Origin of the sequence: Kitasatospora sp. NPDC028055 (assembly GCF_040637885.1) — a bacterium.
In the GTDB taxonomy this organism is placed as follows: domain Bacteria; phylum Actinomycetota; class Actinomycetes; order Streptomycetales; family Streptomycetaceae; genus Kitasatospora.
The window spans coordinates 12,452-26,533 of record NZ_JBEZXE010000029.1 but is presented as its reverse complement, the minus strand read 5'-3'; the positions used below and the strand labels follow the sequence as shown (position 1 = coordinate 26,533).

Sequence of the window (14,082 nt, the reverse complement as noted above, 5' to 3'; positions counted from 1 at the left end):
CCAGGCCGGCCCCATCGCCTTAAAGCTAATCCCTGGCTATCTCATTCGGAGGCGCTCCTGCACCGCGTTGTTCTCTCCGACTGCGCGGGAGCACACCAGGTTGAACCCGCTGACACTGTGCTCCCGAGCTGCCAGCAGCAGGCCAACGGCCTGCCGGATCTGAGGTCCCCTCCCTTGAAGCAGCGATCGCGGGAACGGATCAGGACTGTGCAGTAACTTCGCGGCGAGCGTGATGGCGCGCCCGCGTTCGAACTTCGTCACGATGGACTCGGCGCCGTGCGCCTCCTGCAGGACGCGACAGGCGTCGAAGCAGTCGTAAGCCCGTCGAGCGTAACCTGCGGCGTCTATTGCGGTTTCGGAGTCTGGTGCCGGTTCGGACCCGTTGAGCGTCTCGTGGCGGGCTGCCAGGTCGACGGCCCGATCCAGATAGAGCTTTCCGAGCCCGCCCATCAGCTGCGCACTGGTGAAGTCCGTAAGCAGCAGTTCACCCAGAAGCTCCGACATGTCCTCGTCACGTTCGAAGGTGTCCAGGGTGTTGGACTGCGGCAGCGGGTCATGCGTGCCGCTTGAGGCGGTAGGGGTGCCCTTGTGGTCAGCGTGATCGCCGATGAACTCACCAAGCAGCTCCTTGAGCTGGCTCTGTTCCCATTGTTCATCACCACCCTTCGTCGTGATGCGCACCCTGTCACCGACACGGTCGCGACTACGGTCTTGCCCGTAATGGCGGCGGTCCAAAAAGCGCCCAACCGTGCCCGCGTAGTCGCCGCCAACGACGGTCTCGAAGGCGGCGTCGATAGGCTCCCAGTTCACCGGCTCGCCCAGTCGGAGGGCAACCCGTTCACGGAGAACCACGGCCATTCCGACATCACTGTTGCGGCTTAGAACGGCGTCCAGGTGGTCCCGTGCGCCGATAAGTCGGGCGTGCCAGTCGGGCCGGTGATCGGGGGTGGCGTATTCCACGTCGGCGAGCATCGCCTCTGCGGCGGACAGCCGAGCGACGCGTCGGATCTCGCCGTTCGGCGCGGTGCGAGCGAGGTGCTCGTAAAGAGTGATGGCCTCGCTGTAGTTCCAGATGTAACGGCGGAAGCTGGCCTCGGCGGCGATCAGCCGAGCGTCGCCCGGCCAGAGGACCGCGGCCTCGCGGAAGATCGTGAAGAGCGGGGTGTTGTCGACCTGAGGTGCCCTGGTGGCAGGGCCGGGGCCGATGCTCTTCTTCTTTTCGTCCTTTGCCACCTTGAAGTCGAGGACGCTTGTCCAGCGGCAGTACTCGCGCTCCAACCGGGTTTCCAGGGAGCACAGTTCGACTGAAGGGCCGTAGCGGTGACGGTGTGCCTTCAGCTTCTGCTGGCGTTCGCGGTAGACCGCCTCAATACGGCGTCGCTGTACGACGGGGTGCAGCCGCAGGAAGTCCTCCCCGGACCTCTGGGCAGCACCGCGCAGACTGCCTTCCTCGAACCAGTCGGAGTCAAGGCAGGTAAGGTCAAGCAGAGCGTGGGCATGCGAGTGAACGCTCCTTTTCGCCAACCAATTGCGGACCGCCCTTACGCAGACCCGCCGGTTCTTCTCCGTCTCCTCGCCCGCTGTCCCGGCGCGGGGAGCGGCCCGCCGGATGTCAAGGATCTGCCTGAGCCAGACCGAGTATGAGAAGGCAGTCGGAGCGAGCTCCACCGCGACGCGAGCACATTCTTCGGCTTTCGCCAGCCGGGCGCCTGCTGCGCCGAAGCGCTGGTTATCCCGGAGGGCGCGGGCGAGAAATCCGTTCGCCTGCGCAAGGGAGCTCAGAACGTTGGCTGCATCCCCATCGTTCAGTGAAGGGATGCGGTCTCCAGGCCCGGAGGGGGGCTGGGGGGCATCTCCGGCCATCTCCAGGGCTTGGCCATGCCTTACGGCAGGAAGGTGTTCCAGCAGCTCCACTGCCTCTTGGGCCCCGCTCTGCTTCAGGGCGGGATCAGTGCACCGTGCGTGAACCTTCCGAAGAAAGCGCGCCGCGGAGATGCAGATGCTCGCCGGCCACGAGCGTCTGTCGCCCCAGCAGCGTTCCAGCGTGTTCATAACGAGGCCGCGGGTCTCTACCAGCTCCTCGTCGGTGGCGCTCTGCTGAAGGAGCAGGATGGCGAGCACGAAGAGACGCATAGACCAGAGCGATAGAGGCTCGCCTTGCTCATGCGCGAGTTCCAGGCCGTCGACGACGTTCCGTACCGCGTCCACCAGTTCGCGGCGGCTCTGCGCGGGGTCCGTAAGGATGCGGCTGCGCACCCGAGCGATGCGGCTGCTGAGCTGAAGCCGCGAGTAGACGCTGCGTGGCGCATCATCCTGCGGAAGCTCCTCGGCTACCAGTTCGGACTTCTCGACGAGTTCCCGGGCATCGCCGAGCCGATCGGCGTCGATCAGTGCATCGGCCGTGTTGACCAGCCAGGAAACAGCCAGGGTGATGCGGCCAGCCTGTCCCGGACCGCGCTGGCGGGCTCCGAGGAGCAGCACGTCGACGGCGGATAGCCGGACGTCAAGAAGACGCGCTCCAAGCCGCAGGCGCTTACCTGTGAGCGCCAGTGAAGCATCTGCAGAGCGCAGCAGAGTGTGGGGGACCTGCTCAGGTTCACAGGCGGCGAGTGCCGCGGAGAACTCCTGAGCGGCGGCGACGAACCGTGCGCCCATCTCCGCAGCCGCGCCCTGGGCACGGGCGGCGAACGTAAGGGATGCCAGTGCGTGATAGAGGCGGTAGAGCGCGGCCAGCGGTGTGACGCCCTCCTCATCGGCCTGCACGTTGGTCAGGCGCTCGAATGCGGCGGATTCGTCGGCGACCTGCTCGCCATGGTCAGTTGGCTGTTCCATGCCGTCCGCCGACGCTGGCAGATAGGGGGCGTCACCGGCGGGTGCCACGACGAGGGAACGGATAACGTCGTGCAGCGCCGGGAGCCGCTTGTTGCCTTCGTCCTCGATCCACCCGAGAGCGGAGCGGAGCCTCATCTGGTAGACGTTGCCGACCTTATCGTCGTTGACGTCCAGCGCCCCGGCAGCAGCGACGAGCAGCGGGCTTGCGGTCACGGCGAGGCGCCGGTCTAGTGCAGCGGCGTCCAGCTCAGGCGGAAAGAGCTTGTCCAGGAGCGCGGGGTCCAGGATGGGTTCAGCGAGCGGGCTCTCCACGGCCTCGCCACGCGTTAGTGCGGCAACGAGCAGGGAACGCAGCGCCTGCTCACTAGCCTGCCCCAACGTGAAATGTCCCGAGCCAGTGGAGGAGAGGACGCGTGCGTCCTCCAGCAGCGCTAACGTGCGGCGAGGAAATCCGACGGAAGGGTCCTCCAGGACGTTCCGGGGCAGAGGCAGCTGGTCGGATAGGGCCCACACGGCAAGGACCGCGAGCGGTTCCGGGCTGTGCGGTGTGCCGGTCCCGGTGGTAAAGCGGCAATCGAGCTCCAGCAAGGTCTTGGCCACGCTGGGGGCGGTTCCCTCCAGCAGGGCGGTAGCCACGGTCGCCGGGTCGGGCGTGGTCGCGCCACGGTCGTCGGCGCTGAGATAGCCCTTCGCGCTGTGGTTCAGTACACCCGGGAGCCTCATCCGGCGATCGTCGATGCGGCTCAGAACGTCGGTGCCGTCGACCGTCACGCGTTCGTGGGCCATGAGGGCAGTAAGGAGCTCGGCGGCCTCCTGTGGCTGGAGCTCCTCTAGTCGGACGGGGACCTGGAGGTTCAGTTGGTCGTCCCCATAGACGGCGATGCGGACACGAGAGATGACAATGTTGGCCGTGTCGCGGAAGTAGGGGTGCGCGAGCAGTTGGTCGAGCTCGCCGCTGATCTGGCGGGAGTCGTACCCCAGGCGCCCGCAGTCGATGACAAGGAGCAGGGTGCGCCCACGCGCGTGTTCTTGGAGCCGGCCAATGACCAGTTCGCGGCGGAGGTCGCTATCGGCCTCGGCGTCGTGGCCGATGTCCTGGAGACGGACCTCCAGCGCGGAGGCAAGGGCCTCCAGGACCGGGGACTCGGCGCTGGCGTTGAAGATCGTGATCTCCAGCAGTAACCAGGGCTGCTCCGCCGGAGCGGAATCCTTGACGCCAGGCCCGGCCAGCAGTTGGCGAACGAACGCGGACTTGCCAGCATAACGGGGGCCGTGTACAGGGAGTACCGTGCGCTGCCCGAAGCGGCCTAGGGCGTCCTCCAGTTCCTGGGCGCGACCGGTGAAATTGGCCTCGGGAACAGGCCAGGCCCGAAAGCCGTTCGGCAGGGGTTGCTGGGGGTAGGCGGCCTCAGCGGTAATCGACGGGTAGGTGTGCGGGACAGCGGGGGCTTGGACGTGCAAGCGGTTACGCAGCCACGGCTTGCCCGCCCAGGTTGCTGCCGACTGCTGGGGTTGGAGTTCCGTGCCATCTGTGTCGGGCGAGCCATCGATCATCTTGCTCACGGTGTTGAAGACCCACTGCGCGGAAAGGCCCGGCCGTTCCTCCTCAACGCCTTCGAACGCCCTCAGTAGGGCACCGGTGAAGAACGTAGTCTCCCGGCCGGAATCGCCGAGCGCGGTTTTGCTCTCCGCGCAGGCAGCCATGACGTACCAGCCGCGTTCGCTTCCAACTGTCGACGCCTCCCCGGGTGTGGCCGCGATGGCACTGCCGGAGAAGCAGCAGTCAAGGATGAGAAGCTTCCGCTCGGCTGTTGGCTCCTGATCAGCCACCGTCCTGTAGATGTCAGCAACCGACACCATGGAGTTCTGGGGGGCCATTGGGCTCCCTGTGTCGTACGGCGCCAGGTACAGCATGCCGTTGCGGTCACGCTGCGCGTGTCCTACGAAATAGAGGACGAACAGTCCGCCGGGAGCCGCCTTCATGTAGGCCGTACCGATCGTGTCCAGCATCTCGGCCCGTGTCATGTCGGGGAACACGTCCAGGCGATTGCGGGGCACACCCCACAGCTCGCGATCGGCAAACGCCTGCTTGAGTCTCTCAAGGTTGGTCTCGGCCGCGCGAACGGGCGCTAGCTGAGACCCCGGGTAGTTGGTTCCGCCAAGCAGGAGGACGCTGGAGCGGGAGGGGTCGATCCTCTCCTCGTCTGAGTTCACTGCAGCTCCTTGAGAACCGCAGCCACGTCCTTCGCCTCTCCCTCCATCGTGAGCTCGGTGCGGCGCGTGCCGTCAGGGAGATCCGTTCGGACAGCCTGGAACTTGAGGTTCATGCGCCTTGGCTCCCGCAGCCGCTGTGTCACGTAGTCATAGAGAGACTGAAGGAGGACGGGGAGCATGACGTTCTCCCCCACGAACTGGAGCACTTCGACAGCTCCGAGCGCTCCCTGATCCACCTCACCGACCGTACGGACTGTGCGGATGCCCAACGTCCTTAGCTCGGTCTTCAGAGCATTCTCAAGACTCCCGAGCTCGTCTGGCCGGCCGCCCTCGATCTTCACCACAACGTCCATGCGCTCCCCTGGTGCCACCATCTGACGAACAACGGGCATCAAAGAGCTTCACTGTAGCGGCAATTCGATGGCAGAGATCGTCGCTTGCCCATCCTCGGTATCTGGCATCAGGTGGGCCAGCGCGGCATGGCCTATCCGGCCGATGAGGTCAGCGCCGTGTGCGGTGACGAGATGGTTGCGGGCGGTTCCAACCTCGATTCGTCAGCGGCTGGTGCTCGGTGATCGTCTCGGCGGTTGCTCCTCACAGACCCCCATCTGCTTGCGCCGCCCTGGTCGCGGACCACGACGCTCCAACTTGCTCGATTTGGACATGGGGCGGCCCATGAACACTCCCCGCAGTACCCCGCACTGCCCATCGAGTGGTGCGACGGGTTCTATTCCGTACGAGCGACCAGCTTCGTGGTCGTCACCGTAGTCCTGGACAGTGTCGGCGGATAGGTGGGAGAGAGGTAGTCACCCGCCGACTCCACACCCACACCGCCCACCCCCGCCTCGCCGCCGCCCGCGACAGCGGAAAGGTGCTGCAGGGCGTCGCCGCCATCGCCATCTCCCGACCGCACGGGCGGCCGGGCGGCCGGCGACCTACCGTCGCCCGCCGGTCACGACCGGCGGGCGCAGCCCGGGTCGGGGACGTCGCCGGCCTCCTGGAGAGCCGTCAGGCGCCGCTCGAACTCCTGGGCTAGGGGCCGGAAAAGGCCTGGCCACTACGAGCCGGACACGTGGGTACGACCCGGCTGTGTGTCAGCCCGGAATGAACGTCACCCTCCTGATCCGGACGAATGCTGACACGCTGCTCGGGCACCCTCTCAGGCGGGGCAGCCAACCGGTCCTCGACCCAGGCCCCCATAATCCTGCCCAACCGCTCGTTATACGTGTCCACGCCGCCACTCCCCGAAACATCCCAGGTCAACTAGCAAGTCTTCTTCGCCCCAGCCCAACCGGAAAGTGCCCCAGGGCCACAACTCACCCTCTACTGAGAGTGGGCGTTGCGGCGCGATGACAAGTTGGTGTGATCAGCCGATGGGGCACCGGTGGCGCGGACCGGCGATCACCGAGCTGCGCGGTGCTGGGTGCGGGGACTGATCGGTCCCCGCACCCACGACCGCCGCCGTGGGCCCCAGGCTCCGGCCTTGTGCCTTACTCGCCGACGGCGGTCGTGCCACCCTCCAGAAGCTGGCGAATCCTGGCGTACCGCTCGGGCGTCCACTCGGGAGAGGCCGCCAACTGCTCCGCAACCCAGGCGTCTATACCCTCGCCCTGCTGCTCATCCTGCGTACCCATGCAACTACTCCTCGGAAAAATCCCAGGTCAGAACTACCATGTTGTGTTCTTACACTGGGGCAATAACTGACGGCCCATCAGGAATAGGGCGGGGTAGTCATGACCCGCGAGCAGGAGCCGTGAACGACATCCCGATGCGCCTGGCTCAGGGCCGGGCATGCGCCCGCTCAGCAGCCCGCTGGAATGCCGGCCGCATCTCACCCAAGGCGTGGGCCAGGACAGCGAGGAAGCCGTTGACGCGCTGCCGGGCCATCTGCTCCTGATCCTCGGGAACGTCGAAGATGTGCGCCAGGTGGCCAGCGTCGCGCATCAGGGCGGGCCGCTGCGCAGCGTACCCGGCCCAGTCTTTCCGTGCCGCTTCGCGGGCTTCCAGGAGCTTGCCCTCGGGCACGGACTCGGTTCTCAGCAGCCGTGTAACCGCCCACTGGGCTTCCCACATTGCCACCACCTGATCCGTGGTGACCGGCATCTGGGGCGGCCCGAAACCGCGGACGATCTCGGCCGGGCCCTCGCCGCGCCACGGGCTGCCCACAGCCGCGAGCGCTTCCGCAATCGCGTCCCAGTCCGGGCGTCGGGTCTGCTCACCCTCTCGCAGCAGCCGAGCCAGCCGGAGGCGCTGCGCTGCCGTGGAGGTCGGGTGGGCGAACTGCTCAACCACCTGGTTCGCGCTCTTCCGGCGCCGATCCTCCGCACTGATGCCGGCGGCGCGGGCGTGGGTGCGCAGCGCCTGCCGGGCCTGCTCGCCGGGGATAACTGTGTCGTCGGTCAGCCACACGTAAAGGATCACCGGGATCATGGTGCGGTGCGGCACCCGCGGCAAGGGAGACCGCTGCTTGGCCCGGCACAACTCGTAGAACAGACGGCGCTGCTCCGGCGGGAACAGTCGCTGGTCGCTACCGCGCTGCGTGGTCTTGCGGTATCGCGGAGGGGCGAGCAGCCCGACCTCCACGTAGTCGGTGATCATCCTCGCGGTCGCCTGAACACCCAGCCCGAGCGCATCCGCGACCAGATCGTCAGCTGTTCCCGACTCCCAGCCGGCCGGACCGTTCATCACGCCGTGGAACTTACACCGAGATCGGCCACCGCGAGCTGGGATCGCCACCGGCCTGCGTGGGACAACGGAAACAGGCGGCCGCGACGGACTGGACTTCCTGGTCGGCGCCGACCTGAACAGACTCCCTGGAGGCTTCATGTACCACCGTGCCCGTCTTCCGCGCCGCCAGCGCCCGAACACAACCCCGAACCCGGCCGGGGCGCGGGCCACGAGTCGATGCCGGGACCTCGTAGACCTGGCCCTGCGCACCGCGGTGGGCGTGGTGTCCACCGGCGTGGCCGCAGCCGCACTGAACGCCCTGCTGCACTCGCCTTGGTCCCGGTGACCATCCATGCTCCGGTGGTGGCGCTCTCTGAATTGGTTCTGGTGGCGATCCGTGAATGATCCTCCACTCGACACGGGCACCCCCAAGCTCGCGCGGCTGCCTCGACGGCTAATCACCGCGCGGGCCCGCGTGGCGGGCTGTACCCGCACGTCAGCGAGCTCCGGCAGATGCGCGCCTAAGCGCTGTGGACCAGCGTGAGCACGGGGCGGCGGTCGGCCACGCCGAGCAGCTCCCGGACCCGCTCGGGCTTCCACGCGAGTTCGTGGGCGAGCCTGGTGACGGTCAGGTCGGTCTCCGCGGCGGCCAGCTCGAACGCCTTGCGCAGGAGGGCCGGCTGCTCGCCGGTGAAGCCGCTGACTGGTTCGGGGGCGAAGCCGGGCTGGCCGTCGAGTGCGCGCAGGCGCTGGTAGGTGCGGCTGCTGGTCGCGTCCGAGATCAGCCCGAGTTCCCTGCACCGGTAGATCAGGGAGCTGATCGACACGCCCCAAGTCCGGCGCAGGCCGGCCAGGTGGTTGAAGTCCATACGGCGCGGGAGCAGGGGCGTGATGCTCGCCTGGGGGGTGAGGAACTCGGCGGCGAAGGTGTCGGCTTCCTTCTCCTGGCGGCTGTCGCCGGTGGCTTCGGCGTGCAGCACCAGGTGCCCGAGCTCGTGGGCTGCGGTGAACCGGTGCCGGTAGACGTCATCGGCCCGGTTGGCGGTCAGCACGACCAGGGGGCGCGGGGCACGAGAGGAGAAGGCGTCCACGGTGGCGGCGCAGGTGTCGGCCGCCGGCGGCATGACCAGGACGATGCCGTGCGATTCCATGCGCCGCACGAGGTGGGTGACCGGTCCGTCCCCGAGGTTCCACAGCCGGCGCAGTTCGCGGGCCGCAGCTGCGGGGTCGGTGGGCAGCTCCTCGCCAGGGTGGACCTCGCCGCCGGCGAAGCCGGGCAGGTTGACCAAGGGGAGCTGGACGCGGGTCTCCAGCGCGTACGTGAGCTCCCAGACCTGCTCGGCGAAGGCGAGGGCGCGCTCGCGCTGGGCCTTGGGTGTGCTGCGCAGGGCGCGGAAGTGCGCCATCGAGGAGTCCAGCCGGTGGGTGGGGCGGCCGGTGAGGAAGAAGCTGAGCGGGACGTCGAGTGCCTCGGCGAGGCGGGGGATCAGGTCGGGCCGGGGCCGGGAGGCGCCGGTCTCGTACTGGCCCACGGCCGCCGCGGTGACGCCGAGGTACCCGGAGACATCCTTCTTGGTCATCCCGGCCAGCCGGCGCGCCTGGGTCAGGCGCGCCGGGTCGAAGGCGTCGGAGACGGCGCGGGGGGTGACCCCGCGCTCCTCCAGGCCGGGAATGAGGTCCTGGCTACTGCGGCTTCTCATCGTCTTCGCTCGCCTGCGGCTTCTCGGGTTCGTGCTCGGTCTGGGGCGGGGTACCCGGCTTCTCGTCGTCGCGGTCGCGCCGCTGACGGTCAATCGCGGGGCGCATGGCGAGGCCGAACTCGGGTTCCTCGCCATGATCGAACCTAGCGGTCGCGCCGACCTGCTCCAACTCCGGCCCCTGCTGGGCGGGCACCTCGGCGACAGCGGCGAGGTTCTCGCTCCGCTGGGCCGGGATCCGGCGGACCGTCGGCTCGGTCGGCAGCTGCACCCGCTGGGGGCGGAACTTCCATTGGAGGCGGCGGTCCTCGCCGAGAGAGCCGATACCCCAGTAGGACTCCAAGAGGCCGTCCGCGTTGCAGGCGAAGGGGACCAGCACCAGGCTGGTGTCCTTGGGCAGGTCGGCCAGCCCGGCGCGCAGGGCCACCTCGGCCGGCTCGGCCTCGTCCTGCAGGGAGTCGAAGAGGGAGAGGTCCTCCTCGTAGGCGGGGGCGAAGCTGAAGAGCTCCCGGATCAGCGCGGAGGCACTGGGGACCCGGGCGAGGCTGACGTCGGCGGTGGTCTCGGCGTACCGGAACGGGTATATCAGACCGCGCCCTACCAGGGTCAGGCTGAACTGGAACGCCTTGGGCTTGACCTTTCTGGCCCCCGGGAGGTCCTTCAGCTCGTCCCAGATCCGGGCGAACTGACCCGAGTAGCGCGACCAGCCGTAGGCGTGCTTGGTCTCCGCGGCGGTTTCCGTGTGGGCGGTCTGGGCGTTGGCCTGCATGTTGCGCAGTGCGTGCCCGATCCCGGCGCGCACCTTCTCGTCGTGGTCACCGAATAGGTCGTGCGCCCAGGGAGGGACGGGGACATCCACGGACAAGCTCCTTCCGAGCTTGGCGCTTCGGATCGAAGCGCAACGAAACCAGTGAGACTTTATTTGATCGCAGGTTCTTTGCACAAATGCTTTACCGTCAGACTGTCGCCACAGACAGGCGACTGACGGGCCGACCGCCCCGACGGAGCGGGCCGCACGGTCGCGGCCCGTCCGGAGTTCCCTGCTCAGCGGGCCTAGTGGTGGGCAGTGGCCGAGGGGGCGGGGTGGGTGCCGGGTGCCCGGCGGGCTGCTGACGGTCAGCCAGCCCTAGGCAAGGGCTATGACGACCAACACGGCGGCGAAGAACGCCATGGCGGCGCCGAGCCCTCCGCCGCCCGCGGGGGAACGCAGGCGGGCGCGTAGTCGTAGCGGCGCGGGCGTGGGGCGACGGTAGTGCGCCCGGACGGGCGGCCGTTGCGGGCGTGGGCGCGAACGGCGGGCACGGGCAGGGTCCCCTTCGGATGCGGGTGGTGCGGACGGTACGACAGGAGGAAACGGGCCCGACTGGTTTCGGGCTCTCCAACGCGGGGTCGACCGGGTCCGAATCCGGGATCAGCCCTCCACGGCAACCTGCTTGTCGGCCTCGGCCAGCAGGCAGTGGCCGTACCGGTGGACGACCAGGTAGAGGGTCCACTCCCTCCTGCCGTTGTGGCTGATGCCGATCCAGAAGCCGGAGGCCGGCTGGACGGCGGTGTCGTGGGTCTCCCCGCCGAGCGGACCACCGGCGAACTTCACCTTGAACATGCTGTAGCTCCGCCCTCTTGGAGGCGGTCCGCCACGTGCAGACCTCCCACACCCCTTTCGGGGAGGCGATTCGGTATGTCGGACAGGAGCCGGGAGCGGATCCGTTTCTACGCTGGCCAGATGAGTGTGAACTGGGGAGACGCGCCGACCTGGGTGGGCAGCCTGGTCGCGCTGGGCTTCTCTGTCACCGCCTGGCGGGAGACCCGGAAGCAACGTGAACGCCTCGAGGCCAGCGAGCAGAAGGCCGAGACGGCCGCACGCCTGGCTGCCGAGGCGGAGGCCGACCAGGTCGTCAGCTCGCTGGGTTGGAACGGCGGCTCCCTGGAGGTGACCATCACCAACGGCTCGGTCCGCCCGGTCACGCAGGTCGAGATCCTGGACGTGGCACCGACCCCCTCGTCCGGTTGCGACTGGGCATCATGGACACCCAAACAGCAGATCCATCCGAATACGCCGACGTCATGGGCTGTGATCAGCCCGGGCCAGGAGGTCCGCTCGATCCTCTGGCTGCGGGACGCCGACGGCAACCGCATCAGTCAGGTACCGACGGAGGCCGAGGTGATCATCCGGTTCTGCGACAGCGCGGGCCGGTGGTGGCAACGGACGCCTGATGGTGCCGCCGGGACCGAGGCACCTTAGTGCCAAGGTTTGTTGTAGTACGGCGGAGGACACAATTCCTCTGCGTCGTCGGCTACGCGAAGTGCTCGCCCGCGGTGCCGAGCAGCGGGTACTCCACTTCCGCCAGCAGCTCCAGCCCGTTGTTGTGCACGCTATTGACGGTGGTGGTGACCGGTCGGACCGTCAGCCCGGCGGCCGGGCTGTGCTGCAAGCTCCGCACCTCGGCGGGGTCGTCGAGCTCGGGGTCGAGCCAGGCGCCCACCCGGTCGGGGGCGAGGGAGCCCGCCTCGTTCGGCAACCGCCACCAAGCGGTTTCTTCGTCCTCCGGCGCGCCGGGAGACGGCGGCGCCATCGCTCTGAGGGCGTCGATCAGGGTCCAGTTCCGCTCGGCCAGCCAGGCGGCCCCGTGACGCTACCCGAGCATCGTCGAACACGTCCTCACCCCGGCCACGCGCGAGTCCACCCTCAGGCTCGTGCGCCGCTGAGCGCCACCCGGTAAGGAGCGAACAGCGCTTCTAGGCGCGGCGCTTGGGGGGAACTGGACCGGGGATGACATCGAGGTTCAGGTGCTCCCTGAAGAGGTGCACCAGGTTGGCGCCGTCGAGGAGCTCGAGTCGACCGTGGTCCTGGGCGAACGCCTGGCTGGCCCTGCCGAACCAGGATGTGGTGACCAGGATGCCCTTTGCTGCCCGCTTGTGCTCGACGACGCCGGCCAGGGCTGAGACGGTCTCGAAGGGCACCACGTTGCGGCTGCGCTTGGCTTGGATGATGCACAGGCCCTTCATCACTGGGTCGGTGTTCATCACGATGGCGTCCACCCCCTCGTCTTTGGAGGGCTGGGTGTTCCACCCTTCCATGCCGATGGCTTCGAAGAGCTGGCGGACCAGGTGCTCGAACTCAAGGGGTGAAAGGTCGAGCAGGACCGGGCGGCTGTCGAGGCCGGCGACCACGTCCATGCTGTCCATCAGCTTGAACTTCGACAGGTCGAAGGTCACCAGCGGGCGCACCGGTTCCAGCTCGTAGGGGTTGGGGGAGACGAGAGCCCGAAGCCGCTGGAGACACAGGCGCGGTTCCACCTGGGTCAGGACCAGGGCCTCGAACTCCTCCCGGCTCGCCTGCAAGGTGATCAGGCACGGATGGACATTGCGGCCCGTGGCACGGTCGATGGTGTCGACGTGGCAGTTGAGGGCGATGGACCGGATGATCCGGTCCGGGTCGGCGGCGAACACCTCATGCAGAGTGCGAAGCGCGCTCTGAGCGAGCACCGACGCGTACAGCTCCTTCCGCTCCTTCTCGGGCCGCGGCACCGGGACGATCTCGTCCCGCGTCTTCACGTACTTGAACGACCGGGCCGCCGGCACCACGTCCTCCAGCGGCAGGTCCAACTGCACCAGGAGATCACCGGTGTCGGCCTGGTAGGACACCTGGTGCCGCTTCGGGAAGCCAAGAGGATAGACGGACGCAGCCAGCACCTGGTCGACGAACCACTCCACAGCCTCGACGTCCCCGACCCGGTACGCCAATTCCCGCTCTGCCAGCGCGGCGTTGAACTCGCGGACCCGCTCGCCGACTTCCCGAACCTTCGAGTCGTGGGCGGCCCGGCGCTCCGCGAGCTTGGCCACCCGCGTCTTGTCCGCCCGGGCGTGCTCGCCCAGCGCCCTGTCGAAACGCTGCCGGGCCTCTTCGACCACGGCCTCGTAACGTCGGCTCGCGAATCCCAGCGACGCCAGCAGGCCAGTTCGGGCGGGCGGCTCGAAGTCCTCCCACCGTGGTGCGGCCACCGCACGGTCCAACTTGCCGGCCACGAACACACCAGGCGCGAACTGCTGGCGGAGTGCGCCGAACGACAGGGGTGCCGTGTGCCGGACCGACCGGATCAGGAGGGTCCGCAGCTTCTCGGCATCGTCTTCCGCCACGCTCGTGAGATCCACCGCCTCCTGAGCCCGCGCCACTGCGTAGGCAGCACGCTGCTCCCGTTCAGCCTGCTTGGCACGGGCCTCCGCGGCCCTGCGCTCACGCTCCGCCTGCTGCTGGAGCCGACGTTGCTCGGTCTCGGCCCGCCGTGCCTGCGCCGCGTAATCCGGCTGCCGCTTCGGACGCGCCGAACCTCCCGTCACTGGCCCTCCCCAGACTCATGCGTTTCGTGCCGCTACCACTTTGCCCTAACCGACCCGGCGCCATGCAGCAAAATCGACTAAACAGTGGTCCCAGGGCCGGCCGTTCGGACACCAGGGGATCCGCTGGTATCCGAGCGGCCGACGGACCCGTGCGAGTGGGTGAACGGTCCACCGGATGAGGAACTCGCAGTCCACGAGCAACATCTTGACGAGGCCGCTGGACCGGGGCGGTGCGGCAGCCGGCACTGTGGGGCAAGCACACGGAGACTCCCTCGATGGTGCAGCGATTGCGTCCGCCAGTGAGACTGGGAGCCGTTGTGGCTTCGCACTCAGT

9 protein-coding genes are annotated in these 14,082 nt (G+C 68.0%); 1 reads left to right on the top strand and 8 read right to left on the bottom strand.

The genetic code is table 11. The annotated features are described in order from the left end of the window. Window positions 1-36 precede the first annotated feature (36 nt). From AB0F71_RS25400 to AB0F71_RS25375, 6 genes are all read right to left on the bottom strand, one after another. The gene (locus AB0F71_RS25400; protein ID WP_360238373.1) at window positions 37-5,046 is read right to left on the bottom strand and encodes a hypothetical protein; all 5,010 of its coding nucleotides are present in this window, start codon (window positions 5,044-5,046) and stop codon (window positions 37-39) included. Continuing rightward, window positions 5,043-5,399: a hypothetical protein gene (locus AB0F71_RS25395; protein WP_360238371.1), complete on the bottom strand. Its 357-nt coding sequence runs from the start codon at window positions 5,397-5,399 to the stop codon at window positions 5,043-5,045. Before AB0F71_RS25395 ends, AB0F71_RS25400 begins: the two co-directional genes overlap by 4 nt. Window positions 5,400-6,825: 1,426 nt before the next feature. Beyond that, window positions 6,826-7,734: a hypothetical protein gene (locus tag AB0F71_RS25390; RefSeq protein ID WP_360238369.1), complete on the bottom strand. Its 909-nt coding sequence runs from the start codon at window positions 7,732-7,734 to the stop codon at window positions 6,826-6,828. A 500-nt stretch (window positions 7,735-8,234) separates the two neighbouring features. Further along, a complete protein-coding gene (locus tag AB0F71_RS25385) occupies window positions 8,235-9,413 on the bottom strand; it encodes an XRE family transcriptional regulator (RefSeq protein ID WP_360238367.1) in 1,179 nt (392 codons plus the stop codon). Continuing rightward, window positions 9,397-10,269, bottom strand: a complete 873-nt coding sequence (locus AB0F71_RS25380; protein ID WP_360238365.1) for a hypothetical protein — start codon at window positions 10,267-10,269, stop codon at window positions 9,397-9,399. The genes AB0F71_RS25385 and AB0F71_RS25380 overlap by 17 nt, the downstream gene beginning before the upstream one ends. Window positions 10,270-10,821: 552 nt before the next feature. Then, the gene (locus AB0F71_RS25375) at window positions 10,822-11,013 is read right to left on the bottom strand and encodes a hypothetical protein (RefSeq protein ID WP_360238363.1); all 192 of its coding nucleotides are present in this window, start codon (window positions 11,011-11,013) and stop codon (window positions 10,822-10,824) included. Window positions 11,014-11,133: 120 nt separating this feature from the next. Between AB0F71_RS25375 and AB0F71_RS25370 the strand changes: the two genes are divergently transcribed. After that, window positions 11,134-11,652, top strand: a complete 519-nt coding sequence (locus AB0F71_RS25370) for a hypothetical protein (RefSeq protein ID WP_360238361.1) — start codon at window positions 11,134-11,136, stop codon at window positions 11,650-11,652. A 52-nt stretch (window positions 11,653-11,704) separates the two neighbouring features. On the opposite strand, the gene AB0F71_RS25365 is transcribed toward AB0F71_RS25370, so the two are convergent. After that, window positions 11,705-11,929: a hypothetical protein gene (locus AB0F71_RS25365; protein ID WP_360238359.1), complete on the bottom strand. Its 225-nt coding sequence runs from the start codon at window positions 11,927-11,929 to the stop codon at window positions 11,705-11,707. Between the two features lie 217 nt (window positions 11,930-12,146). Next, on the bottom strand, window positions 12,147-13,748 hold the full coding sequence (locus AB0F71_RS25360) for a restriction endonuclease (RefSeq protein WP_360238357.1): 1,602 nt from the start codon (window positions 13,746-13,748) through the stop codon (window positions 12,147-12,149). Between the last annotated feature and the right edge of the window lie 334 nt (window positions 13,749-14,082).